The following is a 25,494-nucleotide window of genomic DNA, read 5'->3' on the forward strand; positions in this document are numbered from 1 at the left end:
CACGCGGGGCTCCTCGGACGCCGGGGTGGCGGGCTTCGGCTACTTGCGGAAGCGGGACAGGTTGGCCGGCAGCTCGGCCAGGGCCGGGAAGGCCTTGCCGGCGTGCACGGTGGCGAGGCGGCCGTAGAGGGCCTCCTCGGTCTCGACGTTGTCCGGGTCCTGGACGCAGCAGTCGACCGGGCACACCGTGGCGCAGGCCTCCTCGTCGTGGAAGCCGACGCACTCGGTGCAGAGCTTGGGGTCGATGATGTAGATGTCGTCACCCTGGGTGATGGCGCCGTTCGGGCACTCGGGCTCGCAGGCGCCGCAGTTGATGCACTCCTCGGTGATCTTGGTGGCCATGGCGTTTTGTCTCCTGCCGCCCCGGGGTGGAGTCCTTGGTAGGGAAGCGAGCGGTATATGCGATGGGGCCTGGCCCGAGTCAAGCCGCGCGGCGGCCCCGCTTTCGCCTGGAGTATCGGACACATCCGGTCCAGGTAACCGGACGCTGGCCGACGGTCTCAGTCCTCGCGGCGGGTGGCCGCGCCCGGCTGGCCCGGGGGGCCGTGTCCGGCCTCCTGGAGCTCGCCGGCCATGCGCCGGAAGGCGGTCGCGGTGGCCAGGCCGAGCCCCCCGGCCACGCCCAGCAGGAGGCCCAGCAGTCGGTTGCGGCGCGCCGCCGCGCGGGCCACGGCCACCTCGCGGCGCCGGTCCAGCGCCTGCATCTGGCGGGTGGCGTGCTCTCCCCGCAGCGTCTCCACGTAGGAGGCGCCGGCGGCCCGGCTGGTCTCGGCCAGCTGGGCGGACTCGGCGTCGAGCGCGCGGACGCGGACGGACCCGTGGACCACCAGGCCCAGGCCGAGCCCGAGGCCCGCGAGGCCGAGGATGGTGATGAGGCGGATCGACATGTCGGCTAGACTGGGGAGGCGCCCGCGCAGGATAGGCGCGCCCCACCCCGGCGGCAAATGGGCCCCGCGGCCCAGGCGATCCGGCACGGCCGCGTCCCGCGGCGGAGACCCATGGCCAAGCCCTACGACCCGAAGGACTTCTACTACCGCCAGGCCAAGAAGGCCGGGCTGCGGGCCCGCTCGGCCTTCAAGATCGACGAGATCCTCAAGAAGCACGACCTGCTGCCCAAGAGCGGGGCGGTGCTCGACCTGGGCGCGGCGCCGGGCGGCTTCCTGCAGATCCTGGCCGACGTGGTGGGCGAGAAGGGCGTGGCGGTGGGGGTGGACCTGGTGGAGATCCGGCGCATCGGCAAGCCCTGGGTCAAGACCGCGGTGGTGGACCTGCTGGCGCCCGACGCGCTCCAGCAGATCCAGGCGCTGCACCCCGGCCGCTTCGACCTGGTCACCAGCGACATGGCCCCCAAGACCATCGGGGTGAAGTTCACCGACGAGGCCCGCTCGCTGGAGCTGTGCCGCATGGCCCTGGGCGTGGCCCTGGTCACCCTGAAGAAGCGCGGCGGCTTCGTCACCAAGGTCTTCATGGGCGGCGACTTCCCGGCCTTCAAGAAGGAGGTGGCGGCGCACTTCGAGAAGGTGCACGTGGTCCGGCCCAAGGCCACCCGCGAGCACAGCTACGAGTGCTACGTCGTCGGCACCGGCTTCAAGTAGAGTAGCCGGCCGCATGCCGACCCTCCTCGAAGAGCTGACGAAGCGCGACTTCCTGCAGGACGTCACCCCCGGGCTGGCCGAGCGCCTCCAGCAGGGGTCCATCACCGGCTACGTGGGCTTCGACCCCACCGCCGACTCGCTGCACGTGGGCAACCTGGTGCCGGTGATGGCGCTGGCCTGGCTGCAGCGCTGCGGCGGCAGGCCCATCGTCCTGGTGGGCGGCGGCACCGGCATGGTGGGCGACCCCTCCGGCAAGCGCACCGAGCGGCCGGTGCTGTCGCTGGCGCAGATCGACCACAACGTGGCCTGCCAGAAGGCCCAGCTCACCCGCTTCCTGCGCTTCGACGGCCCGGGCGCCGCCACGGTCTGCAACAACGCCGACTGGCTGCGCCCGCTCGGGCTGATGGAGTTCCTGCGCGACGCCGGCAAGCACTTCACCGTGAACTACATGCTGGCCAAGGACTCGGTGAAGAACCGGATGGAGACCGGCATCTCCTACACCGAGTTCACCTACATGCTGATCCAGGCCTACGACTTCTGGCACCTCTGGAAGACGGAGCGCTGCGAGCTGCAGATGGGCGGCTCCGACCAGTGGGGCAACATCACCGCCGGCACCGAGCTCATCTCGCGCAAGGAGGGGGCCCCGGCCCACGGCCTCACCCTGCCGCTCCTCACCACCGCCTCGGGCGCCAAGTTCGGCAAGAGCGAGCAGGGCGCCATCTACCTCGACCCGAAGAAGACCTCCCCCTACAAGTTCTTCCAGTTCTGGCTCAACAGCGAGGACGCCGACGTGGCGCGCTGGCTGCGCTTCTTCACCTTCTTCCCGGTGGAGGAGATCGAGGCCCTCATGGCCGAGCAGGCCCGCGACCCGGGCAAGCGGGTGGCGCAGCGCCGCCTGGCCGAGGAGATGACCACCCGCATCCACGGCGAGGCCACCTGCCGCGGCGTGGTGGAGGCCAGCCGCCTGCTCTTCGGCGGGGCCGACTGGCGGGCCGTGGGGGGCGACCTGCTGCAGGTGCTGGCCGGCGAGATCCCGGCGGTGACGCTGCCGGCGGCCGAGCTGGCCGGGCTCGGCGTGGCCGACGCGCTGGTCAAGGTGGGGCTGGCCTCGTCGCGGGGCGACGCCCGCCGCGGCCTGCAGGGCAAGGGCTTCTCCCTGAACGGCGCCGCGCTCGAGGCGGCCGACCGGGCGCTCTCTGCCGATGACCTGCTGGCCGGCCGCTACGTGGTGCTGCAGAAGGGGAAGCGCAACTACGCCCTGCTGGTGCTGGAGGGCTAGTCCGGGATCCGCTCCTGCACCCGCACGATGCTGCGGGCCTTGCCGGTGGCCTCGTCGAGGTCCAGCACCACCCCCTGCAGCCAGACGTCGCGCTTGGCCGGCTCGAAGGCGGCCGGCCGCTGGGTGGTGAAGCGCTCCAGCACGATCTCCTTGCGCATGCCGATGATGGAGTCCATCGGCCCGCACATGCCCACGTCGGTGATGAAGGCGGTGCCGCCGGGCAGCAGCCGCTCGTCGGCGGTCTGCACGTGGGTGTGGGTGCCGACCACCGCCGAGACCTTGCCGTCGAGGAACCAGCCCATGGCGGCCTTCTCGCTGGTGGCGTCGCAGTGCATGTCCACCAGGATGCAGGTGCAGCCCTCGCGCCGCAGCGCCTCCAGCTCCACCAGCACCACCTGGAACGGGTCGTCCAGGTCCTTCATGAAGACCCGGCCCTCCAGGTTGATGACGCCCAGCCTGCGGCCGTCCGGGGTGCTGGCCACGCCGTGGCCGCGCCCGGGCGCGCCCTTGGGGTAGTTGGCGGGCCGCAGCAGGCGGCTGCCCGGCCGCTCCAGGTAGGGCACGATCTCGCGCTTCGACCAGATGTGGTTGCCGCTGGTGAGCAGGTTCACCTCGCAGGCCAGCAGCTCGTCGGCGGCGTCGGGCGTGACGCCCGAGCCGTTGACCGCGTTCTCGGCGTTGGCCACCACCAGGTCGAGCCCGTGGGTGGTGATGAGGCGCGGCACCAGGCGCTGCACCGCCTGGCGGCCGGGCTTGGCGAAGACGTCGCCCAGGAAGAGGACCTTCACGCTGGATCACCGCGGGGAAAGAGGAGGGTGCGCGACTCGGTCACCACCGCGTCGAGCGGCGCGTCGTGTGGGTCGCGCGGCAGGCTGGGCCGCACCTGCAGGTCGAAGGCCACGCCCACGCGCACGGCGCGCGGGGCCAGCTTCAGCGTCACGTCGTAGTAGCCGCCGCCGCGGCCCAGCCTGAGGCCGTCCTCGGAGAAGCCGACGCCGGGGACGAGGAAGGCGTCCAGGTCGGCCAGGTCCACCACGCGGGCGCTGGCCGGCGGCTCGGCGGCGCCCAGGGGCCCGCGCGCCAGCTCGAAGGGCTCGCAGGCGCAGAAGACCAGGCGGCGCTCCCCGGGCACGGTGCGCGGGTAGGTGACCCGCACCCCGCGCGTCCCCAGGAGGCGGGCCACCACGAAGGAGTCCACCTCGGTGCCGAGCGGGGCGTAGAGGGCGACCAGCCGGGCCGGCGCCAGCAGCGGCAGCGCCTCGAGCCGGGCCGCCACCAGCTGGGATCGGACCAGCCGCTCCTCCTGCGAGAGCCGGGCCCGCGCCGCGATCAGCTCCGAGCGGAGCTCGCGCTTCTGCGCCTTGGTCTCGACCGTCATCGGGGGCGCACCATACCGGATGCGAACGAAAAAAAGCCCCCCGCGTGGGCCGTGTGTTCCGGTTGCTTGGACCTGTTTTCACAGGTGGGGTTCCCGTAGGTGACCGTCTTCCGTAGGCTTCTCCCTCGCAGCTGGGAGCGTGCACATGGAGGCGGCCGGGAACTCCTCTTTTTTCAAGTCGGCCCAAACGACTCGGAGCCAATCACGAACCCGGCAGGGGGCAGGCGGATGGTGGGTGCAGAAAGAGCGCAAACCCGCGAAATCAGGCGGTGTTTCTATGCTTCAGATCCTAGGCCTCCAGCCGGTCGCTGTCAAGCGAGGCAGCAAGCTCCGGGAGGGTAGAATCGACCGGATGGCTCACCCGCTCGCCCTCCTCGCCGCCCTCGCCGCCTGCGCCCTCGCCCCGGCGGCGCACGCGGCCCCGCCGCGCGTCCGGGCGCCAGCCGCACCCGTGGTGAGCGGCAGCTACGACTCACCGCTGGGGCGCGTGGAGGTGCGGGGCGATGGCACCTCCTTCACCGGCCGGCTGGTCGCGCCGGCCGGCCCGTGCCGCTTCGCCGCGGGCGAGGAGGTCCTGAAGGGCACCCTGCTCGACGACTCGCTGGCGGGCCAGGTGCGCCTCTGCCTCACCGGGCCGGGCTGCCAGCCCGAGGCCTGGGCCCGCACCGTGCTGCTGGTGGCGCCGGGCGGCCTGGCCGGCGCGGCCCACGTGGCCACCGGGTGCAGCGCCCCGCTGGGTCGGAGCGGCGGGCTCACCTTCGGCCGGGTGACCCGGGCCGCCGGCCCGAAGGCCGCGCCCCGCGCCCGGCCGCCGCCGCCGCTGCCGGGTGGTCCTCCCCCCGTCGCCGCGGCGGCCAGCGCGCCGCCCAGCCAGGCCAGGCGCGAGCAGGCCCGCGCCCTGCTGCGGGACGGCGCGGCCTGGCTGCAGGAGGGCAACTTCGAGCGCGCCCGGCGCCGCTTCCTGGAGGCCATCGACGTGGACCCCACGCTGCCGGAGGCCTTCAACGGGGTGGGCGTCACCTACCGCATGCGCGACGACCTGCCGGTGGCGCTGGCCTGGTACAAGCGCTCGCTGGCGGTCGACCCGGACTTCGGCGACGCCTACTACAACATGGCCTGCGTCTACGCCCTGCAGGGCCAGACCGAGCTGGCGCTGCGCTACCTGCAGATCGCGGCGGTCAACGGCTACGCCACCGCCGAGGGCATCGACGAGGACGCCGACCTCTCCTCGCTGCGCGGCACCCCGGCCTACCGGGCGCTGGTGAAGGCCCGCCTGTGAGCGGGGCGCCCGGGCGGCTGGCCGGCTACCAGCTCCTCTCGCTGGCGGGCGCCGGCGGGATGGCCGAGGTGTGGCGCGCCACGGCGCTGGAGGGGCCGCGGGCCGGCCAGGTGGTGGCCCTCAAGCGGCTGCTGCCGGCGCTGGCGGCCGATCCCGAGTACGTCGAGCTGTTCCGGCGCGAGGCGGCGGTGACCCGGCGGCTGCACCACCCGGCGGTGGTGGAGGTGCTGGACGCCGGCGTGGCCGACGGCGCGCCCTACCTGGTGATGGACTACGTGGACGGCCGCAACCTGCGCGAGGTGCTGGCCCAGTGCGCCCGCCGCGGCATCCTGCTGCCGCTCGACTTCGGCGCCTACCTGGCCCACGTGCTGGCCCAGGCGCTGGACCACGCCCACGCCGGGCTGGACCGGGCCGGCGCGCCGCTCGGCATCGTCCACTGCGACGTCTCGCCGTCCAACGTCTTCATCTCCCGCCTGGGCGAGGTGAAGCTGGGCGACTTCGGGGTGGCGCTGACGCCCGGCGCCGCCAAGGGTCGCGCCGGGGCGCTCGGCAAGATCCACTACCTGGCGCCGGAGCAGCTGCGCGGCCAGGCCGTCACGCCGCGCACCGACCTCTTCGCCCTGGGCGCGGTGCTCTTCGAGCTGCTCACCAACCAGCGCGCCTTCCCGGGCGCCACGGTGGACGAGGTGGGGCAGCGCATCCTGCGCGGCCAGCTGCGGGCGCCCTCGGAGCTGCGCCAGGAGGTGCCGTTCGACCTCGACGCCCTCACGCTGCGGTGCCTGGCGGCGCGGCCGGAGGACCGCTGGGGGAGCGCGGCGGACTTCGCCGCGGAGCTCGCGACCCGCTACGACCCGGCCGTCGGCACGCCGCTGGCCATCGCGGCGGTGGTGCGCGGGCTGTTCGGCGCCACCGGCTGAGGCGGGCGCCGGCGCGCGGTCAGGCCTTGCGGGCCCGCCGGCGGGGCGCCGGGCCGCCCACGATGCGGCGCGGCGCGCGCCCCTTCACCCCGAAGGCGTCCAGGAAGGCGTCCACCACCTCGGCGGCGAAGGCGCGGCGCTCCGCGGCGGTGCGCCCCTTCTGCGGCAGCCGGGCTCCGGCCATGGTGCCGTGGCCGCCCGCCGAGCCGCCGCGCCCCTCGATGACCTCGCGGATGAGCCGGCCGGCGTTGGTGCGCCGATCGGTGGTGCGGATGGAGTAGTAGAGGTCGCCCTGGTACTCGCCCCAGGCCAGCGACCAGCGCATCCCCTCCAGGTAGAGGAAGCGCTCCGCCACCTCGGCCACCATGTCGGGCGCGTAGAGCCGGCCCAGCGGCAGCACCACCGCGGTGTCGTAGAGCTGGGCGTGCTCCACCGCGGTGTGCGACAGGGCGAAGTAGTCGAGCGGCAGGGGCGGGTGCTCGATGGCCCCCATGGCGTCCTTGTCGACGCGCGGGAAGAGCCACAGGTAGGCCTCCACGTCCTGCGGCGTGGTCTGCCGGCCCAGGTCGCGGGTGTCGGCCTTGATGCCGTAGAAGAGCGCGGTGGCGATGGCCTCGGGGATCACCAGCTTGCTGGCCCGCACGTACTCCACCACCACCGTGGAGGTGGCGCCGATGGGCCCGCCCACGTCGGCGATGGCCGCCAGGTTCGACTCGGGGCGCATGGGGTGGTGGTCGATGACCACGTCCGGGAAGTGGCGCCGCGGCAGCGAGTGGTTCCCCTGCTCGGGCTGGGTGTCCACCATGCAGATCAGGTCGTAGTCGTCGAAGACCACCCGCGAGATGGGCACCACCGGCAGCTTGAGGATCTTGATGAGGGCCTTGTTCTCGGCGCGCCCGATGATGCCGCCGTAGGCCACCTTGGCCTCCACCCCGGCCAGCTCGCCCAGCAGCCAGGCCAGGGCCACGCCGGCCGCCATGGAGTCGGGGTCCGGGTTGTCGTGGGTCAGGACCAGGGCGCGCCGGTGGCCGCGGGCGAAGGCCACCAGCTTGTCGAGCTTCTCCTTCTGCGCGGCCGGGGTGCGGGCCCTGAGCGGCAGGTGGTGCGTGCGCACCGGGCGACCGCGGCCGCGGGGCTGCTCGTCGGAGGGGGAGGTGGCTGGGTGGGGCACGGAGGCCTTCATGCGAGCAGGGAGCGCAGCACCGAGAGGTTCTCCCGGTAGCGCAGCTCGGTCTCGAGGAACGCGGGGGTGGTGGCGAAGCGGGGGTCGTTCACCAGGCGGCGGAAGGGCGAGAGCCCCATGGCGCCCTCCCCGATGTGCTCGTGGCGGTCGACCCGGCAGCCGAGCGGCTTCTTGGAGTCGTTGAGGTGGAAGGCCTCGATGAGCCCGAGCCCGAGGGTCCGGTCGAAGGCCGCGAAGGTGGCCTGGTAGCCCTGGTCGGTGGTCAGGTCGTAGCCGGCGGCGAACAGGTGGCAGGTGTCCACGCAGACCGCGGCGCGGCGGCGCAGCGCCGCGGGGATGCCGTCGCGGATGGCGGCCAGCTGCTCGAAGGTGTGGCCGAGCGACGAGCCCTGCCCGGCGGTGGTCTCGGTGAGCAGGCGCACCCGGCCCGGCACCGCCGCCAGGGCCTGGGCCATGCCCTCGGCGCACAGCGCCAGCCCCTGGGCCTGGTCCGGGTTGGAGCCGGGGTGGAACACCAGCGCCGGGATGCCCAGCGCCTCGCAGCGCCCCAGCTCGTCGGCCAGGGCCGCCCAGGACTTCCGGCGGATCTCCGGATCCGGGGCGCCGGCGTTGATGAGGTAGCTCGAGTGGGCCGCCACCGGCTTGCCGGTGCGCCTGGCCTCGGCGTGGAAGCGGGCCACCTCCTCGGGCTCGAAGGGCTTGGCCGCCCAGCCGCGGGCGTTGCGCGTGAAGATCTGCAGGCACTCGGCCCCGTCCTCCTCGGCGCGTGCGAACGCCGTGGAGACACCGCCTGCGATGCCTTCGTGAGCTCCGAGGAGCATGGGGGCGGACCTATACAATGAGCGGGCCCTGGCCCGCCACGGTCGCGGGGGGCGTCGAGCCGAACGGGCTTTTCCGTCGTGAAGACGGCAGCTTGAACGGCGAGCGCCCCGCCGGCCCCCTCGCTCGGGGGCCTTGGGGGCGCTGCGCGACGGCCCGGCGGGGCCTGCCTACCGGACCAGCTTCTTGGCCCCGGCCTTCTCCGCCGTGGCGCCCGAGAAGAACTTCTCGGCGTGCGCCAGGCCGTTCTCGATGGCGTCCATGGTCAGCTCGCGCAGGGTGCCCTCGGGCTGGCGGAAGGAGTCGTAGTACCGCTGCCGGTCGGTGGCGTGGATGATGACCGGCAGGTACCCCGCCTGGAACAGGATCAGGTTGACCAGCAGGCGCGCCACCCGGCCGGAGTTCTCGGTGAACGGGAAGATCACCATGAAGCCGTGGTGCAGCTTGACGGCCTGCTGCATGGGGTGGGCGTTCTTGAAGTCCACCGAGTCGCACAGGTCGAAGAGCTTCTGCAGCGCCGGCTGGATCTTGGGCGGCTGGGCGATCTCGTGGAAGTAGCTGCGGTGCAGCGGCATGTCCTTGCGGTACTCGGCGACGCTGCGCCCCTCGATGCCCGCGCCCAGGGTCTCGTAGAGCTTCTTCACCATCGAGAGGTTGAGCTTGAGCTTCTTGGCCTTGGCCTCGGCGCGCACCAGGTCGATGGCGGACTTGTGGTTGCGGATCTCGCGGAGCGCCCCCACGAAGGTCGCGTCGGCCACCGGCTGGTTCTCCAGGCCGAGGGCCAGCTCCTGGCTGGTGTAGACGACACCCTCCAGGGCGTTCTCGTGATACAGCCACGAGAGCTCCCACTTCCGCATGAAGTCCTCGGCCTGCTCCGGCACGGCGCGCATGCGCACGGCCAGGTCTTCGTGACGATCGTCGATGTCGACGTAACGGGTCCGCATAAGGGCCTCACTTGGCTCGGCGGTCCGCCTGGCATCCCCACCTGCAGCCGGCGACCTGCGTAAGCCTTCGATATCTAAGTACTTTTAAGGAACTGACGCGAGGGGTCGGGAATCTAGCCGAATCGGACTCGAAAGGTCAACCTATTTGCCCCGTCGAGTTCCCCGGCGCCATCGGAGAACCTCGCAGGCGCTCGGGATCTTCCCGGCCGGGTGAGGGTTATTCGCCGGCGTCCCTGGCCAGGTGGGCTGGGGTGGGATCCCGTTGGTTTCCGGGACCTTCGAGGGTGTCCGGGCGCCCCTCCGAGGGCGCTCAGCTCACCACGCGGTCGAAGCTCTGGCGCACCGCCGCGGTGACCCGGGCGTACTCGCCCTGGAAGCGCGCCCCGGGATCGTCGCCGAAGTAGCCGAGCCGGCGCGCCAGCTGGGCCAGCGGGGCGCCGCGGTCCGGCAGGTGGTCCACCCCGTAGTCGTGCACGATGCGCAGCCTGAGCTCGACCCGGCGCAGGAACTCGTAGCCCGTGGAGAAGGCGTCGAAGTCGGCCTCGCGCAGCAGGCCGGCGGCGCGCAGCCGGCGCAGCGCCTCCGGGGTGGAGGTGGTGCGGATGGCCGGGTGGGCGTGGCCGTGCAGCAGCTGCAGGAACTGGGCGGCGAACTCCACGTCCACCAGGCCGCCGCGCCCGGTCTTGGGGTTCTTGCCGCGCGCCGCCTCCTGCCCCAGCTGGCTCTCCATCCGCTCGCGCATGCGCCGGACCTCGGCCGCCAGCGCCGCCGGGTCCTCGGGCCTGCCGAAGACCACCGGCTCGATGACCTGGCTGTGCACCTGGTCCCACAGCGCGGCGTCGCCCGCCACGAAGCGGGCCCGCAGCAGGGCCTGCCGCTCCCACAGCTGCGAGCGCACCGGCCCGCCGTCCGCGCCGCCGGCGCCGCCGGGCAGCGCCTGCCCCACGTGGTAGCGGGTGAAGGCCTCGGCGCCGATGACCAGCGCCCCCTGGTTGCCGGAGGGGCGCAGCCGGGTGTCGATCTGGTAGAGGCGCCCCTCGCGCAGCGGCATCTGCAGGTAGGCCATGAACCGCTGGGCCAGCCGGGCGTAGCGCTCGAAGCCGGCCTCCACGCCGCCGGGGTAGAGGAAGACGAGGTCGAGGTCGGAGTGGTAGCCGAGCTCGCGGCCGCCCAGCTTGCCCATGCCCACCACGCAGAGCCGCCCGGCCGGGGCGTAGCCCTTGGCGGCCGCCTCCTCCTCGGCCAGCGCCAGGCAGCGCACCAGGCAGGCCTCGGCCAGGGCGGTGAGCTGGGAGGAGACCTGCGGCAGGTCCACCGTGCCGGCGATGTCGTGCACCGCGATGCGCAGCACCTCCTCGTCCTTGTAGCGGCGCAGCTCGCCGAGGCGCCGCTCCAGGCGGTCGTCCAGGCCCTCGCCGCCGGCGGCCGCCAGCCGCTCGTCGAGCTCGGCGGCCATCTCGCCGGCGGGCTTCTCGGGCGGCACCTGGTCGGCCCGGAACAGCGCGTCCACCAGCTCCGGGTGGCGCAGGAAGCGCTGCGAGAGGAAGTCGGAGGTGCCGAAGAGCGAGAGCAGCAGGCGGGCGGCGCGGCGGCGCTCGGCCAGCAGCTTGAAGTACGGCTCGGGGTTGCGCAGGGCGGCGGCGAAGCCCGCCAGGTGGGTGAGCGCCTGGTCGGGGTCCGGGGTGCCGAGCGCGTCGGCCAGCAGCGCCACCGCCACCGCCGGATCGCCCATGGGGGAGAAGGGGGTGCGCCGCCGCGCCAGGGAGTCGAGGGCCGCCACCGCCCGCTCGGCGTCCTGCAGCCCGCGCCGCTGCGCGATGTCGAGGCGCCGCGCCGGCTCCACCTGGGCGTCGGCCAGCAGCGACAGCTCCGGGTCGAGCGGGGCCGCCTCGGCCGAGGCCCCCAGCAGGCCGGCGAAGAGCCGGGCCACCCGGTCGCGGTGGCCGGCCAGCGCCGCCTCGAAGGCCTCCGGGGTGGCGTAGCCCATGGCGCGGGCCAGGGCCGGACGCTCCTCGGGCGGCGGGAGCCGGTGGGTCTGCGCCCCCGCCACCATCTGGACGCGGTGCTCGGCGCGCCGCAGGAAGAGGTAGCCGTCGGCCAGCTCGTCGCGGTCCTTGGAGGGCACGATGCCGGCGAAGAGCAGCCGGTCCAGGGCCGGCAGGACGGCCCGCTCGCGCAGCGCCCTGGCCTCGGGCCGCCCGCCGTGCAGCAGCTGCAGCGCCGAGACGAAGAACTCGGCCTCGCGGATGCCGCCGCGGCCGAGCTTGAGGTCGTCGCGCCCCTCGGCGCCGGCGCGGGCGTCGATGCGGGCCTTCATGGCCTGGATCTCCGACACCACCTCCAGGTCCAGGCTGCGCCGCCACACGAACGGCTCCAGCGCCAGGAGCAGCCCCTCGCCCACCGCCACGTCGCCGGCGGCGGCGCGCGCCTTGACCAGGGCGTTGCGCTCCCAGCTGCGCCCGAACGTCTGGTAGTAGTACTCGGCCGCCCGCTGGCTGTTGATGATGGGGCCGCTGCGGCCGTCGGGGCGCAGGTTGAGATCCACCCGGAAGACGAAGCCGTCCTCGGTCTGGCCGGCGATGGCCTCGGTGACCTGCTCGGCGAGCTTGGCGTAGTAGGCGAAGTGGGTGGTGCCCCGCGCCCCCTCGGTCTGGCCGTCCACGCCGTAGACGTAGATCAGGTCCACGTCCGAGCTGAAGTTGAGCTCGCGGGCCCCCAGCTTGCCCATGGCCAGGGCGCAGAACCCGGCCCCGGGCTCGGCCTCGGCCAGCCCGGCCGGCGCCCCGTGGCGGCCCCGCAGGCGCCGGTCGTGGAAGCGGATGGCGGCGTCGATGCAGGCGCAGGCCAGCGACGAGAGCTCGGCGGTGATCTCCTTGACCCGGGCGCGCCGCAGGTCGCGCAGCGAGATGCGCACCACCTCGCGGGCCCTGAGCAGCCGCAGCAGCCGGTGGAAGCCGGCCACGTCGTCCACCGCCAGCCGCCGCGCCGCGCGCGCCAGCACCCGCCGCAGGGCGGCCTCGGTGCGCGGCTGGAGCAGCCAGGGCGAGCGGGCGGCGCGCCGGAGCAGGGTGGGCCAGCGGGCCAGCAGGGCCGGCAGCATGGTGGAGGCGCCGCACAGCAGGGTGAGCGCCTCGAGCAGGTCGCGCTCCGGGGGCAGCGCCCCGGTCGCGTCCAGGTAGCGCTCCACGCCGGCCAGCGCCAGGTCGGGGTCGGGGGCCAGGCGGGCCAGCTCGAGCACCTCGTCGACCCGCCCGCCGCAGCGGCGGGCCAGGCGGGCCAGCCGCTCGGCGCTGGCGGGGGAGTGCGGCTCGGCCGGGGGCAGGCCGGGGATGCCGTGGCTGGCGATCATGGGCGGCACAGTGTACCGCGCCGCGCCCCGCTCACCCCTCGGCCTCGGCCTCGGCGCCCTCCGGGGACGCGCCGCGGTGGGCCCGCGACAGCCCGTGCTGCTTCAGCTTCTTGTGCAGGTGGGTCCGGTCCAGCCCCAGCGACTGGGCCGCCTGGGTGATGTTCCAGTCGTGGCTCTCCAGCGCCAGCTGGATGTACTCGCGCTCGCGCCGGTCGAGCCGGTCGTTGAGCGTCAGGCCGGCGTCGTCCGGCAGGCGGTCGGGCCCGGCCAGCGGACCGCCGGCGGCGCGCGGGCCCACGTCGGCCGGCACGTCGGCGGCGGTGATCTGGTCCCCGCTCATGATGGCCATCCGCTCGCAGACGTTGCGCAGCTCGCGCACGTTGCCGGGCCAGCGGTAGGCCTTGAGCCGCTGGTAGACCTCGGGGGCCACCCGCTTGGGCGCCAGGCCGTTCTCGCGGCAGGCCAGGGTGACGAAGCGCTCGGCCAGCCCGGGCACGTCGTCGAGCCGCTCGCGCAGCGCCGGGCACCGCAGCGGCACCACGTTGAGGCGGAAGTAGAGGTCCTCGCGGAAGGTCCCCTCCCGCACCATGGTGGCCAGGTCCTGGTGGGTGGCGGCCACCACCCGCACGTCCACGGTGAAGGCCTTCTCGCTGCCGACGCGCACCACCTCGCCGGTCTGCAGCGCCCGCAGCACCTTGGCCTGGGCCGGGGGGCTCATGTCGCCGATCTCGTCGAGGAAGAGGGTGCCGCCGTCGGCCACCTCGAACTGGCCGCGGCGCCGCGACCCGGCGCCGGTGAAGGAGCCCTTCTCGTGCCCGAAGAGCTCCGACTCGATGAGCTCGGCCGGGATGGCGGCGCAGTTCACCTTGACGAAGGGGCCGCCGGCCCGCTTGGAGCGGCGGTGGATCTCCTGGGCGATGAGCTCCTTGCCGGTGCCCGACTCGCCCAGCACCAGCACCCGCCCGTTGGTGGGGGCCACCTTGGCGATGGCCTCCCGCAGGCTGGCCATGGCCGGGCTGTCGCCCACCATCTCGTCCTGGAAGCGCGGGCCGCGGGCCGCCAGCGCCTGCACCCGCTCGCCCAGGCTCTTGCGCTCCAGGGCGTTGCGCACCGAGACCAGCACCCGCTCGCGGTCGAGCGGCTTCTGCAGGAAGTCGACGGCGCCGCGCCGCATGGCGGTGACGATGTCCGGCGCCTCGGCGTGGCCCGAGATGACGATCACCGGCAGGTCGCGCCACAGCTCGCGCGCCCGGGAGAGCAGGTCGAGGCCGCTCAGCCCTCCCAGCCGGATGTCGAAGAGCCCGAGATCCACCGGCTCGGCCTCCAGCACCTTGAGGGCCGCCTCCCCGCTCTCGGCGTCGAGCAGGGTGAAGCCCTCCGGCTCGAGCACCAGGCGCAGGGCGCGGCGGATGTTGGGCTCGTCGTCGACCAGGAGGATGGTGCCGGTGGCCATGGGCGCGGATGATACACCGCGCCCGGGCCGAGCGGCCTGGCCGGCCCTGCCTAGAACGTGGCGGCCACGCCCGGCTCCAGCACCCGCATGGCCGACCGCCCCTTGAGCGCCGCCTGCAGCTCGGCCGGCGAGCCGGGGATGACGGGGAAGGTCTGGTAGTGCATGGGGACCACGGTCCGGGCCTTGACGTAGGAGGCGGCCAGGGCGGCGCCCTTCGGGTCCATGGTGAAGTGGCCGCCGATGCAGGCCAGCAGCACGTCCACCCGGCCGTAGCGCTCCGGGATCTGCTTCATGTCCATGGTCACGTCGGTGTCGCCCGTGTGGTACAGGACCGGGCCGCCCCGCACCTGGATGACGAAGCCCATGGGGCTGCCGCCCCCGTGCTCGCCCTTCTCGTCGGCGAAGCCGGAGGAGTGGATGGCCGGCACCATGATGACGGTGGCGTCGCCGGCCTGGATGGCGCCGCCGACGTTGCCCAGGGTGTCGAAGCCAGCCTGGGCCTCCGGGTAGCCGGCGCCCTTGAGCGCCTGGCCCAGATCGAAGTTGGTGATGAGCTTGGCGCCGGTCCGCTTGCCCAGCGCCACCGCCTCGCCCACGTGGTCGAAGTGGCCGTGGGTGACCAGCACGTAGTCCACCTTCTCGATGGTCTGGGCCAGGTCCTTGGCCGGCGACTTGCCGTTGGCGAAGAAGGGGTCGATGGCCAGGACGGTGCCGCCGGGGGTCTTCACCACGAAGGCGGCGTGCCCGTACCAGGTCACCTCGGTCGCGCCCTTCGGGCTGGCGGCGCTGGCGGCGGGGGCGGCCAGGGCGAGGGTGGCGGCGAGGAGCGTGAGCGGCGCGGCGGCGGACGTGTGCATGGGGCCTCCCGGGAAGGAGCAGGGAAGCTAAGGGCCGCCGGGGCCCGCCGACAGGCCCGGGCGGGGCCCCCCTACTTCTCGCGGTGGACCGCGAACGGGCCGAAGGCCTGCTGCACCGGCATCACCTCGATGCTGTTGACGTTGACATGGGGCGGGCGCGACAGGCACCAGGCCACCACGTCGGCGATGTCGGCGGCGGCCAGCGGCTTCATCCCGGCGTAGACGCCGGCGGCGCGCCCCTCATCGCCCTGGAAACGGACCACCGAGAACTCGGTCTCCACCATGCCGGGCTCCACGTTGGTGACCCGCACCGGCGTGCCCAGCAGGTCGGAGCGGATGGCCAGCGAGAACTGCCGCACGAAGGCCTTGGTGGCGCCGTAGACGTTGCCGCCGGGGTACGGCCAGTTGCCCGCCACCGAGCCGATGTTGACGACGTGGCCGCGCGACCGCGCCACCATGCCCGGCAGCACCAGGCGGCACATGGAGACCAGGGCGCGGCAGTTGGTCTCGATCATCCGATCCCAGTCCTCCAGCGAGGTGCGGTGCACCGGCTCGAGCCCCAGGGCCATGCCGGCCGAGTTGATGAGCACGTCGGGCGCCAGGAAGGGTTCGGGCAGCGCCCCCAGGGCGGCCTGCACGGCCGGGCGGTCGGTGACGTCGAGCGCCAGGGGGTGGAGGCGGGGGCCGAGCCGCTCGGCCAGGGCGGCCAGGCGGTCGGCGCGGCGGCCGATGGCGACGACGCGGGCGCCGTCGCGCACCAGCCGCTCGGCGCAGGCCTCGCCGATGCCGGAGGTGGCGCCGGTGACGAGGGCGGTGGTGTCGGGGAGGGAGGTGGGCATGGGCGGCATGGTAGCGCCGCGGGCGGGCCGGGGCGAGTGGCGGGGCGGCCGCGGGGCCGGCGGGGGCCACGGCTCCCGCGGCCTCCTAGCCTCCGGCCTCCGGGGGCTCCGCCAGCGGGAGGGCCAGGGTGAAGGCGGCGCCGCCGCCTGGCCGCTCGCCCACCTCGATCTCGCCGCCGTGCTGCAGCACGATCTTCTTCACCACCGCCAGCCCCAGGCCGGTGCCGCTGGCCTTGGTGGTGACGTAGGGGTCGAAGACGCGCGCCCGCAGCCCCTGCTCGATGCCCGGCCCCTCGTCGGCCACGGTCAGGACGGCCCGGTCGCGGCCGCGGGCCACGCCCAGGTGGAGCCGGGCCCGGGCCGGCGCGGCCGCCTGCACCGCGTTCTCGGTGAGGTTGGCCAGCACCCGCCGCATCATGGTGGGGTCGAGCGCCACCGGCACCAGGCCGCCCGTCCGCACCAGCTCCACGTCGGCGGCCTCGGCCAGCTGCGGGCTGGTCTCCAGGAAGGCGGCCACGAAGGCGCCCAGGTCGGCGGGCTCGGGCCGCACGTCGGGCAGGCGGGCGAAGGCCGAGAACTCCTCCACCAGCCGCTGCAGCGTGGCCACCTCCTGGCGCACGATCTCGCCGGCGTCGCCGAGCAGCCGGCCGAAGGCCGGGTCGCCGCCCGGCTGCTGGCGCCAGCGCGCCTCCAGCTGCTGGAAGGCCAGCTGGATGGGGGTGAGCGGGTTCTTGATCTCGTGGGCCAGCCGGCGCGCCACCTCCTGCCAGCCGGAGATCTTCTCCAGGTAGACGATCCGGTCCCGGGCCTGGCGCACCTCGCCGACCATGACGTTGAAGCCGCGCGCCAGCGCCGCCACCTCGTCGCCGCCGCGCTCCGGGGCCACCCGCACCGACAGGTCGCCCGCTGCCACCCGGCGGTGCGCCTCGGCCAGCCGCGCCAGCCGCCGCACGGTGCGCCGCGCCATCAGGTAGCCGAGCGCCGCCGCCAGCAGGGCCGCCGTCGCCACGGTGGCGCCGAAGACCAGCACGATGCTGCGCCGCACCTCGGCGCGGGTCTTCTCCATGTCGCGGGCCGTCTCGGCCAGCTCGCGGGTCTCGTCGAGCTCGGCGAAGAGCGAGGCCTCCACCGCGAAGGTGGCGCGCAGCGTCCGGCCGTCCGGCAGCGACACCTCCACCGGGGCGGCGCGCCAGCCGGCGGCCTCGTCGGGCTCGCCCGGCCCATCGGCCTCCGCCAGCACGGCGCCGTCCGGCCCGAGCACCTGGGCGTGGCGCAGGAGCGGCAGCCTGGCCAGCGCCCGCTCCAGGGCCGGGCGCAGCGCCGCGGTCTCGACCGGCAGGGCCCGGGCCAGGCCGCGGGCCTGCTCGCCGTAGAGCTGCTTGCGGGCCCGGAAGAGCTCCTGGTAGGTGCCGGGCACGGCCGCCAGCCGCTCCGCCACCCGCGGCGCCAGCCAGACGCCGGCGTTGTTGTCGGCCAGCCAGGCGGCGGCCAGCAGCGCCGGCACCAGCGGCAGCACCGCCGCCAGCACCAGCGCCGCCATGAGCTTCGCCGCGAACGGCGAGAGGCGCGGCGGCGGGGCACCTGGCTCGACCGCGCCGGTCACGGGGCGGCCACCTCGTCGCGCCCGAAGGTGCGCGAGCGGAGCAGCAGCGCGTCGGCGCCGGGGGTGGGGTCGCGCAGGAAGTAGCCCGCCATGGAGCCGAGCACCGAGCGGGAGCCCGCCCCGGGGCGCCCGGTGGTCGGCTTGGCCAGCAGCTCCCGGGTGCGCTGCATCAGCTCGCGCGACACCGGGTTCACCTCCACGCTCACCTCGATGCGGAACCGGCCCGGTGGCAGCAGCGCCACCGGCCCGAGGTCGAGCTCGCGCGCCTCCGAGAGGAGGCGGCGCAGCGCCGCGAAGTCGGGCGCGCTGCGCCGGACCGGGCGCGGCAGGCGGGCGTCGCGCACCACCACCGCGTAGGCCTCGTCCCAGACGTCGAACAGCACCTCCACCACCCGGCCGGTGACGCTGACCGGCTCGCCGCCCTGCTCCGGCACCACCGCCACCACCACCGCCACCACGTTGGTGAGGCCGTTGCCGAGCCGCCGCTCCTGCTCGGGCCCGAAGGCCGGCGAGAGGTCGAGCGTGACGGAGAGCCGGCCCTGCGACACGGCCACCGAGGCCTCCAGCGGCGTGGGCCCTGCCCGGGCCGCGCCCGGCCCGGCGAGGAGGGCCGCGCAGAGCGCGGCGGCGGCGAGGCGGGCGCTCACAGGAGGTTGTCGATGGCCGCGCCGAGCGAGGCGTTGAAGGTGCCGATGGGGGTGTCGAGCCGCAGCGCCGCGTCCAGCGAGACCGGCCAGCGCGAGAAGGGGGTGCGCTGGCCGCCCAAGGTGGCCGAGGACCAGACGGCCCGCGCGCCCAGCGCCAGGTAGCCGCGCCGGAAGAAGCGGCCGCGGCTCCAGAGCGGCACGGCGTACTCCAGCCCGCCCATGGCGGCGAAGGCGTCGTAGCGGGAGTCGCTGGAGAAGTTGAGCTCCAGGGCCCGGCCCAGCGCCGGGCCCACCGCGAAGTAGGAGAGGTCGGCCGGGAAGAACCGCTCGAAGAAGGGCGCCTCACCCTGGGTGGCGCCCAGGAAGGCCTGCAGCCGGAGCGGCCGCCCCAGCAGGTTGAAGCCGGACTCCAGCTGGAGGGCGTAGCGGCTGTACTCGTAGTCCGAGCCGAACAGCCTCGAGGAGAAGGTGAGCTGCGCCAGCGAGAAGAGCCCCTCCCTGGGCAGGAAGAGGTCGTCGCGGTCGTCGTACTCCCAGGCCAGGGTCAGCGCCGAGAGGTCGGAGCGGCCCGGCAGGAGGAAGGGCGGCGGGCCCGCCGGACCGGCCACGCCGGGCAGCTCGGTGGCGGAGAGCTGCTCGTAGCGCCACCCGGCGGTGATGCGCTCGAAGGGGCCGGGGCGCAGGCCGGCCAGCACCTCGCCGCCGGCGCGCTGGTAGCGCAGCCGCGGCGCCTGCCCGATGCGCCCGTGGTAGGCGTCGCAGGCGGCGTCGGGACAGGCCAGCTCCTCGCCGCGCAGCCACAGGGCGTTCACCCCGGCCACGAAGCGGTGGCCCAGCAGGCCGACGTCCGGTGCGTAGAAGGCGCCGCGCAGGGCGAAGCGGGCCGGGTCGGAGGGGCGGCCGGAGGGGGCGCCGCCGTAGGCGAAGGCGCCGCCCAGGGACAGCCCCTCTCCCAGGAAGTTCTGCTGCGTCAGGCCGAGCGCGCCGTAGAGCGGCTGGGGCGCGGTGGAGCCCAGCGCCAGCTCGGAGACCAGCAGGGTGTTGCGCTCCACCACCTCGAAGACCAGCACCACCTGGCCCCGGGCGCTGCCACGCTCCAGGCGCGTCTCCACCGCCGTGAACCAGCCGAGCTGCAGGAGCCGCAGCCTGGAGACCAGCACCCGCTGCTCGTCCAGGGTCTGGCCCTCCTGCACCACCAGGTGGCGGCGCGCCGCCCACTCCTCGACCCGCCCGAGCCCGGTGAAGCGGACGCGCTCCACCAGGTAGGCGCGGGCCGGGATGGCGGTGGGCGCTGCGCCCGCGGCGGACTCGTCCTCGGCCGGGTCACCCGCGCCGGCCGAGCCCGGGTCCGGATCGGCACCGGCCGCGCCCTCCCCGGGCGCCGGGGTCGCCGGGAGGGCGGCGCCAGGCGGCGGCGCGCCTCCGACGGCCGCGGGCTCGATGGCGCCGGGCCGGCCAGGGGCGGCGGCGAGCAGGAGCGCGGCGAGGGCGGCGGCGAGCGGGCGCATGGCGTGATTCTAGCCCCGGTCGCGCCCGGAGGTGCCTGCCATTCGCCCTCCGGTGAAGGAGCGCGGCGGGGGGACGGCTAGAGCGCGCCGCAGGCCAGCCAGGTCCCCAGCAGCGCCCGCTCCGCCTCGGTGGGGCCCGGGATCGGCGCCGGCGGCATGGCGGAGTTGGTCCCGGCCGGCCCCTTGGCGGCGAGCTGATCGATGAGGGCCGCGTGCTCGCGGATGACGGCGATCAGGTCGAAGTTGGCGTGTTGCGGGGCGCCCTGCCGGGCCGCGCCGGTCAGGGCGGAGGCGTGGCAGGTGGTGCAGTGGGTGGAGAAGAAGGTGGCGCCGAAGCTGGCCGGCTCGGCGCCGCCGTCGCCGCCGCCCGTGTAGCGCAGCGTGGACCCGCCGGACGGACAGGTGGCGCCGCTGGTGGGCTGGTCGACGGGCGCGTCCGAGCCACCGCCGCAGGCGCCGAGGAGCAAGGCGAAGGCGGCGAGGATCGGGCGGGTGGCGTGCAGCGAGGGGCGGGACATGTGGCCTCCGGTGGGAAGGGTGCCCCGTGAGGACCCTCGGACCGGACTGGCCGCCCGCCCCAGGTGGGCGGGCCCAGGAGGGTCACCCCAGCCGCCGCAGCGTCACGTAGGCCTGGAGCGCCTCCAGGTCGAGCGGGTCGGCCGCCAGGGCCGCCTCGTAGGAGGCCAGCGCCGCCGGGTCGTTCTTCAGCTTGCGGGCCACCTGCGCCCGGGCCAGGTGGGCCTGGGCCTCCCGCTCCTTGCCGGGGTGGTCGGCCAGGTAGGCGCGCCGGCGCGCCTCGATGACCGCGTGCGGCAGGCCGGCGGCCACGCAGCGGGCCACGCCGCGGAAGTTGCCGCGCGGGGCGTCGTAGCGGAGCCGCTCGGCCGGCGTGGAGAGGTTCTGCTGGGCCAGGTCGAGCCGGGCCAGCAGCGCGGTGGCCCGGGCGTGCTGGTCGGGCCCCTCGGGCCGGGCGCGGATGGCCTCGAGCGCGGCGCGCAGCTCGCGGGCGGCGCGCCGCACCTCGGAGAACTCGGCGTCGTCGGCCAGGCCCAGCAGGCCGTAGTGGGAGGCCACCGGCCGCGCCTCCAGCTGGCGCAGCCGCTCGGCGGGAAGGGTGGGGGCCGGCGCCTGCGGCCGCGGGCCGGCCCGGGTGGCGTCGGCCAGGTCGGTCAGCGCGGCCCGCTGCTCCGGCGTCAGGTCGACCAGCTGCACGGCGAAGCCCGGCGCCATCTTCCACTGCGCCGCGTCGGCCGGAGTGACGTGGCGCACCACCTCGCCGACCAGGGCCACCTTGGCCCGCAGCGCCGGGTGGGCCACGGTGAGCTGGACCCGCCCGAGCAGCGGCGGGAGGTCGCCCTCGGCCCTGACGAAGAGGCCGGCGCGCGTCACCTCGGCGGCCGACAGCAGCCGCGGGGCGGCGCCGCCGAGCAGCTCCACCTGCACCTCGGGCAGCGCCGGCGCCGGCGGTGGCGCAGCGGCGGGCGCCGCCGGGTGGGCGGGTCCGGGTGGGGCGGGCGCGGCGGCGGCGGCCGGGCCGGGGGACGGAGGATCCGCCCGGACCGCGGGCGCGGCGACGGGCGGAGGTGGGGCCGGGACGAGGGGAGGACTGGCCGCCGGGATGGGCGGGGCGGGGGGGGACACCACGGCGGCCGCGGCGGGGCCGGGAACCGGGCGGACGGAGGCCGGCTCGAGCGCGGTCGCCTCCAGCCGGTCCTGGATGGCGCGCAGCGCCGCGCCGACCGAGGCCATGTCGGCGGGGCGGGCCGCCGGGGCCTTCTCCAGCATGCTCAGCACCAGCCGCTCCAGCTCCGGATCCACGCCGGCCGCCACCTCGGAGGGCGCCGGCGGCCGCTGCTGCAGGTGGGCCAGCAGGAGCTGGGTGACGGTGCGCCCCTGGAAGGGCAGGCGGCCGGTGAAGAGCTCGTAGGCGATCACCCCGAGCGCGTAGACGTCGGTGCGGGCGTCGATGGTGCCGTCGTCGCACTGCTCCGGGGCCATGTACTCGGGCGTGCCGACGATGAGGCCGGACTGCGTATCGGCGGCGGCGGCGCCGCCGGCCGCGTTGCGCAGCTTGGCGATGCCGAAGTCCACCAGCTTGACGAAGTCCTTCTTGCCGGCGCGCGCCACCAGGAAGACGTTGTCCGGCTTCAGGTCGCGGTGGACCACGCCCCGCTCGTGGGCGCACTGCAGGGCGTCGCAGAGCTGCTGCAGGACGTCGAGCGCGGCGCGCGGCTCCAGGCGGCCCTGGCGGGCGCGCGCCGTCAAGGTGACGCCGTCCAGGTACTCCATGACGAAGTAGTACCGGTTGGGCGGGAGCAGGCTGAGGTCGTAGATGGCCACGATGTTCTCGTGGCCGATGAGGTTGACCGCCCGCGCCTCGTCGTAGAAGCGGGAGACCACCTGCGGGTTCTCGGCGAGGGACTCGTGGAGGAACTTGACCGCCACCTTGCTGCCGATGACCGGGTGCTCGGCCAGGTAGACGGTGCCCATGCCGCCCCGGCCGAGCAGCCGGACCACCTTGAACGAGCCGACCTGCGAGCCCACCAGGAGGTCGGGGGCCGGCCCGGCCGCCGCGGCCGGCGGCGCGCCGTCCGAGCCGAGGAGGAGGGTGCGGGGGCTGGCGAACGGGTCGTCGCCGGGGACCAGCGGCTGGTCCGCCGGCGGGTCGACGATCTGGGGCGCCGCGGGGCGCTCCATCACCACGGTCCGAGCGAGCCTGGGGCAGGAGGAACCTGCGCCATGCGCTCCCCCGCACAGGGGGCAGGTGATGTCGCCCCCATCGCCGGGGGCGCCCGGTCCATCCACGTTCGCTCCGGAGCTGAAAAAATGAGAGCGTAGCAGAGAAGGGCACCTCGGCCGAATCCGCTTGACGCCTGCCGCAGAAGGCTGCTTCTACCCAGCGAACCACCATGCCAGACAAGAAGATCAAGAAGGCGTCGGTCGCGCGCAAGGCCTCCGTGGCCGGGCTGAAGACCGCTGCGGCGAAGAAGGCTGCGCAGAAGGCGACCGGCAAGAAGAAGGCCGCACCGAAGACGCCAGCGCCGACGAAGGCCGCGCCGAGGAAGGCTGCCCCGAAGCAGGCCGCTCCGAAGAAGGCCGCGCCGACGAAGGCCGCCCCGACCAAGGCCGCCCCCACGAAGGCCGCTCCGAAGAAGGCCGCACCGACCAAGGCCGCTCCGATCAAGGCCGAACCGACGAAGGCCGCCCCGACGAAGGTCGCGCCGACCAAGGCCGCCCCGACGAAGGTCGCCCCGACGAAGGCCGCTCCGACGAAGGCCGCTCCGACGAAGGCCGCTCCGACGAAGGCCGCCCCGACGAAGGCCGCCCCGACGAAGGCCGCCCCGACGAAGGCCGCCCCGACGAAGGCCGCCCCGACCAAGGCCGCGCCACGGACCAGGAAGGCCCCGTCCGCGGAGCGGGCTGCCGCTCCGCCGGCCGGCACCGCCTCCGAGGGCTTCTTCGTGGCCCGGGTCGCCGGCGAGGACGCGGTCCGCGACGCGCCGCGCCCGATGCTGGAGGGGGCCTTCGAGGAGGAGGCCGTCCCCGAGGCGCCCGACGACGAGGGGCTCGGCGACCTGCCCTGGACCTACGGCGACGACACGCTGGTGGCGCTGCCCCGCGATCCGCAGACGCTCTTCCTCTACTGGGACCACGCCCACGCCACGCTGGCAGGCGGCTTCGACGGGCTGGACCACCCGCGCGCCCAGGTCTGGCTCTTCGTCCTGGGCGCCGGCTGGGAGCGGGTGCGGGTCATCGAATTCGCCCTCGAGGCCCGCGGCTACTACGTCCACGACCTCGAGCCGGGGCGGACCTACCGGGCCGAGATCCACCTGGTGGACCGGCGCGGGCAGGAGCGCCTGCTGACCCAGGGCTCGAACCCGACCGCGCTGCCGGCGGTGGGACCGTCGCCGGTGGTGGACGACCGCTTCGTCGCCATCCCGTGGGACCTGCCGCTGCCCACGCTCGTGGGCGCCGGCGCGCCCGGCGGGCCGTTCCCCGAGTCGCTGCGGGCGCTGCTGGCCCGGCTGTCGGACTGGGGCCGCTTCCAGGTGGGCGGGGCGGGCCGCGGCGCGGGCGGGGTGGGCGGGCGGCCCACGTCGCCGCCGGGAGGAGGCGGGCAGGGGGCCCGGCCCAGCTCGCCGTCGTCGCCGTTCGGCCCGTTCGACGGCGGGGGGCGCTAGATGGCCACCGAGCCGAGGGGCTACGTCGCCCTGCACCTGCACGCCCACCTGCCGTTCGTCCGGCACCCGGAGCACGAGGACTTCCTCGAGGAGGACTGGCTCTACGAGGCCATCAGCGAGACCTACCTGCCGCTGCTGCGGGTCTTCGACCGGGCGGCCGACGAGGGGATCCCGTTCCGCATCTCGCTGACCATGTCACCGCCGCTGGTGGCCATGCTGCGCGACGAGCTGCTGATGAGCCGGTACGCCCGGCGCCTCGACAAGCTCTGCGAGCTGGCCGCCAAGGAGGCCCACCGCACCCGCAACGACCCGACCTTCAACGGGCTGGCCCGCCACTACCAGCACGAGTTCGGCGAGCTGCGCACGCTCTTCCACGACCGCTACCACCGCGACCTGGTGGCGGCCTTCCGGCGGCTGGAGGAGGCCGGGCGGCTGGAGCTGCTCACCTGCGGCGCCACCCACGGCTTCCTGCCGCTCATGCAGCAGTACCCGGAGGCGGTGCGGGCCCAGATCGCCGTGGCCGCCACCCACCACCGGCGCCACTTCGGCAAGGACCCGGTGGGCATCTGGCTGCCCGAGTGCGGCTACTTCCCCGGCGTCGAGGCCGTGCTGGCCGAGCAGAACATCCGCTACTTCTTCGTGGACACCCACGGGGTCACCGACGCCACGCCCCGGCCGCGCTACGGGGTCTACGCCCCCATCTACACGCCCTCCGGGCCGGCCGCCTTCGCGCGCGACCCCGAGTCGTCGATGCAGGTCTGGAGCGCGGAGTCGGGCTACCCGGGCGACCCGGACTACCGAGAGTTCTACCGGGACGTCGGCTGGGACCTCGACTTCGAGCACGTCAAGGACTACGTGCAGCCGACCGGCGCCCGCAAGAACGTGGGCATCAAGTACTTCCGCATCACCGGCAAGACCGCCCACAAGGAGCCCTACTCGCCGCAGCGGGCGGCCGAGCGGGCCGCGGCCCACGCCGGCAACTTCATGTACAACCGCGAGCGGCAGGTGGAGCACCTGGCCGCCTCCATGGGCGGGGTCCGGCCCATCGTGGTCTCGCCCTACGACGCCGAGCTCTACGGCCACTGGTGGTACGAGGGGCCGCAGTTCATCGACTACCTCATCCGCAAGGTGGCCTTCGACCAGAAGGTCTTCAAGCTGGCCACCCCGGGCGACTACCTGCGGGAGAACCCGGAGCAGCAGCTGGCCACCCCGCCGCTCTGCTCCTGGGGCGCCGGCGGCTACGCCGGGGTGTGGCTCGACGGCTCCAACGACTGGATCTACCGGCACCTGCACAAGGCGGCCGAGCGGATGATCGCCCTGGCCCGCGACTACCGGCAGCCGGGCCCGCTGGAGCAGCGCGCCCTCAACCAGGCGGCCCGCGAGCTGCTGCTGGCGCAGTCCTCCGACTGGGCCTTCATCATGAAGACCGGCACCATGGTGGAGTACGCCATCCGGCGCACCAAGGAGCACGTGCTGCGCTTCACCCGGCTGCACGACCAGCTGCGCGCCGGCCAGGTCGACGAGACCTGGCTGGCCCACGTGGAGGGGAAGGACAACCTCTTCCCGGAGCTCGACTACCGCGTCTACCAGCCGCGGTAGGCCGCGGCCGCCCGCCCCGGGGCCCCACCGGGGCGCGGCCGCCGCCGCGGGCGTGCGCTAGCCT

General features: G+C 74.7%; 22 protein-coding genes and 1 other RNA gene. 6 read left to right on the plus strand and 17 right to left on the minus strand.

All coding sequences use genetic code 11. The features are described 5' to 3' along the window. Positions 1-39: 39 nt before the first annotated feature. Together IPO09_06140 and IPO09_06145 are read right to left on the minus strand one after the other, a co-directional pair. A complete protein-coding gene (locus IPO09_06140) occupies positions 40-342 on the minus strand; it encodes a YfhL family 4Fe-4S dicluster ferredoxin (protein ID MBK9516928.1) in 303 nt (100 codons plus the stop codon). 158 nt (positions 343-500) lie between these two features. After that, positions 501-887, minus strand: coding sequence for a hypothetical protein (locus tag IPO09_06145; protein ID MBK9516929.1), 387 nt, complete (start codon positions 885-887; stop codon positions 501-503). A 111-nt stretch (positions 888-998) separates the two neighbouring features. On the opposite strand from IPO09_06145, the gene IPO09_06150 reads away from it, so the two are divergent. Together IPO09_06150 and IPO09_06155 are read left to right on the plus strand one after the other, a co-directional pair. After that, on the plus strand, positions 999-1,595 hold the full coding sequence (locus IPO09_06150) for an RlmE family RNA methyltransferase (protein MBK9516930.1): 597 nt from the start codon (positions 999-1,001) through the stop codon (positions 1,593-1,595). Positions 1,596-1,608: 13 nt separating this feature from the next. Continuing rightward, on the plus strand, positions 1,609-2,874 hold the full coding sequence (locus IPO09_06155) for a tyrosine--tRNA ligase (GenBank protein MBK9516931.1): 1,266 nt from the start codon (positions 1,609-1,611) through the stop codon (positions 2,872-2,874). Here the strand turns inward: IPO09_06155 and IPO09_06160 are convergent. From IPO09_06160 to ssrS, 3 genes are all read right to left on the minus strand, one after another. Continuing rightward, entirely contained in the window at positions 2,871-3,662 is a 792-nt protein-coding gene (locus tag IPO09_06160) for a TIGR00282 family metallophosphoesterase (protein MBK9516932.1), read from the minus strand. The genes IPO09_06155 and IPO09_06160 overlap by 4 nt on opposite strands. Then, complete coding sequence (locus IPO09_06165) at positions 3,659-4,252, minus strand: 5-formyltetrahydrofolate cyclo-ligase (protein MBK9516933.1); 594 nt, start codon at positions 4,250-4,252, stop codon at positions 3,659-3,661. Before IPO09_06165 ends, IPO09_06160 begins: the two co-directional genes overlap by 4 nt. A gap of 33 nt (positions 4,253-4,285) precedes the next feature. Next, a non-coding RNA gene (gene ssrS / locus IPO09_06170) (6S RNA) lies at positions 4,286-4,475 on the minus strand. 129 nt (positions 4,476-4,604) lie between these two features. Here ssrS and IPO09_06175 point away from each other — a divergent pair. Further along, positions 4,605-5,531 (plus strand): tetratricopeptide repeat protein, encoded by a 927-nt coding sequence (locus IPO09_06175; GenBank protein MBK9516934.1) that lies wholly within the window; start codon positions 4,605-4,607, stop codon positions 5,529-5,531. A 59-nt stretch (positions 5,532-5,590) separates the two neighbouring features. Further along, positions 5,591-6,448: a serine/threonine protein kinase gene (locus IPO09_06180; protein ID MBK9516935.1), complete on the plus strand. Its 858-nt coding sequence runs from the start codon at positions 5,591-5,593 to the stop codon at positions 6,446-6,448. Between the two features lie 19 nt (positions 6,449-6,467). Here IPO09_06180 and IPO09_06185 read toward each other — a convergent pair whose 3' ends face one another. The 12 genes from IPO09_06185 to IPO09_06240 form a co-directional block, all read right to left on the minus strand. Continuing rightward, positions 6,468-7,631, minus strand: coding sequence for a DHH family phosphoesterase (locus tag IPO09_06185; protein ID MBK9516936.1), 1,164 nt, complete (start codon positions 7,629-7,631; stop codon positions 6,468-6,470). Continuing rightward, positions 7,628-8,452 carry a deoxyribonuclease IV gene (locus IPO09_06190; GenBank protein MBK9516937.1) on the minus strand — a complete coding sequence of 275 codons (825 nt, stop codon included), beginning with the start codon at positions 8,450-8,452 and terminating at the stop codon, positions 7,628-7,630. Before IPO09_06190 ends, IPO09_06185 begins: the two co-directional genes overlap by 4 nt. Before the next feature lie 168 nt (positions 8,453-8,620). Beyond that, positions 8,621-9,394: a Fic family protein gene (locus IPO09_06195; protein MBK9516938.1), complete on the minus strand. Its 774-nt coding sequence runs from the start codon at positions 9,392-9,394 to the stop codon at positions 8,621-8,623. Positions 9,395-9,704: 310 nt separating this feature from the next. Further along, positions 9,705-12,743 carry a bifunctional [glutamate--ammonia ligase]-adenylyl-L-tyrosine phosphorylase/[glutamate--ammonia-ligase] adenylyltransferase gene (gene glnE / locus IPO09_06200; GenBank protein ID MBK9516939.1) on the minus strand — a complete coding sequence of 1,013 codons (3,039 nt, stop codon included), beginning with the start codon at positions 12,741-12,743 and terminating at the stop codon, positions 9,705-9,707. 31 nt (positions 12,744-12,774) lie between these two features. Beyond that, a complete protein-coding gene (locus IPO09_06205) occupies positions 12,775-14,196 on the minus strand; it encodes a sigma-54-dependent Fis family transcriptional regulator (GenBank protein MBK9516940.1) in 1,422 nt (473 codons plus the stop codon). Positions 14,197-14,246: 50 nt separating this feature from the next. Beyond that, positions 14,247-15,053 carry a metal-dependent hydrolase gene (locus IPO09_06210; GenBank protein ID MBK9516941.1) on the minus strand — a complete coding sequence of 269 codons (807 nt, stop codon included), beginning with the start codon at positions 15,051-15,053 and terminating at the stop codon, positions 14,247-14,249. A 71-nt stretch (positions 15,054-15,124) separates the two neighbouring features. Beyond that, positions 15,125-15,892 (minus strand): SDR family NAD(P)-dependent oxidoreductase, encoded by a 768-nt coding sequence (locus IPO09_06215; protein ID MBK9516942.1) that lies wholly within the window; start codon positions 15,890-15,892, stop codon positions 15,125-15,127. Positions 15,893-15,977: 85 nt separating this feature from the next. Further along, positions 15,978-17,432 (minus strand): HAMP domain-containing protein, encoded by a 1,455-nt coding sequence (locus IPO09_06220; protein MBK9516943.1) that lies wholly within the window; start codon positions 17,430-17,432, stop codon positions 15,978-15,980. A gap of 59 nt (positions 17,433-17,491) precedes the next feature. Next, positions 17,492-18,142, minus strand: a complete 651-nt coding sequence (locus IPO09_06225) for a hypothetical protein (protein ID MBK9516944.1) — start codon at positions 18,140-18,142, stop codon at positions 17,492-17,494. Continuing rightward, entirely contained in the window at positions 18,139-19,650 is a 1,512-nt protein-coding gene (locus IPO09_06230; GenBank protein MBK9516945.1) for a BamA/TamA family outer membrane protein, read from the minus strand. The genes IPO09_06225 and IPO09_06230 overlap by 4 nt, the downstream gene beginning before the upstream one ends. Positions 19,651-19,727: 77 nt before the next feature. Continuing rightward, on the minus strand, positions 19,728-20,168 hold the full coding sequence (locus IPO09_06235; GenBank protein ID MBK9516946.1) for a c-type cytochrome: 441 nt from the start codon (positions 20,166-20,168) through the stop codon (positions 19,728-19,730). 82 nt (positions 20,169-20,250) lie between these two features. Beyond that, a complete protein-coding gene (locus IPO09_06240; protein MBK9516947.1) occupies positions 20,251-22,347 on the minus strand; it encodes a serine/threonine protein kinase in 2,097 nt (698 codons plus the stop codon). 212 nt (positions 22,348-22,559) lie between these two features. Here IPO09_06240 and IPO09_06245 point away from each other — a divergent pair, with 212 nt between their 5' ends. Both IPO09_06245 and IPO09_06250 read left to right on the plus strand, forming a co-directional pair. After that, positions 22,560-23,831 (plus strand): DUF4912 domain-containing protein, encoded by a 1,272-nt coding sequence (locus tag IPO09_06245; GenBank protein MBK9516948.1) that lies wholly within the window; start codon positions 22,560-22,562, stop codon positions 23,829-23,831. Continuing rightward, positions 23,832-25,430 carry a DUF1957 domain-containing protein gene (locus IPO09_06250; protein MBK9516949.1) on the plus strand — a complete coding sequence of 533 codons (1,599 nt, stop codon included), beginning with the start codon at positions 23,832-23,834 and terminating at the stop codon, positions 25,428-25,430. It abuts the gene before it with no gap. The last annotated feature ends 64 nt before the right edge of the window (positions 25,431-25,494 follow it).

The organism is Anaeromyxobacter sp. (assembly GCA_016718565.1).
Lineage (GTDB): Bacteria > Myxococcota > Myxococcia > Myxococcales > Anaeromyxobacteraceae > JADKCZ01.